At 73.6% G+C, this 311-nt stretch carries 1 protein-coding gene; it reads right to left on the reverse strand.

Going from position 1 to position 311, the window contains the following annotated elements:
• A partial coding sequence (locus ACEN88_RS35050) for a TolC family protein (RefSeq protein ID WP_413347031.1) occupies positions 1 to 265 on the reverse strand: 265 nt, incomplete at its 3' end.
• Positions 266 to 311: the final 46 nt, after the last annotated feature.

Here is a 311-nt window from a genome sequence, read left to right on the forward strand (position 1 = left end):
TTTTTTTTACCTCCCCGGGGGGGGGGCCCCGCCCCCCCGGGGCCGCCGCCCGGGTCAGCGCGGTCGATGCATCGACGGCCGCGAGGCGGGCCCGTGTCTCGTCGATCGGCGATATCTTCCCGGCCGCGACGCGCTTGCCCGCCACGTCGACGGTCCGGCGCGCGAGGTCCGTCAAGGCCTGGGCAAGTGCGAGCCGGTGTCCGGCGATCAGGACGTCATGGTAGGCTGCGATGACGTCGGCCCGGATGGCCAGCCGCTGCGCCAGCCTTCGCGCGACCCGGTGACGAAGATCGAGGTCGCCACGCGGTCGC

The sequence above is a fragment of the Massilia sp. CT11-108 genome, assembly GCF_047302915.1.
Classification (GTDB): Bacteria; Pseudomonadota; Gammaproteobacteria; order Burkholderiales; family Burkholderiaceae_D; genus Telluria; species Telluria orientalis.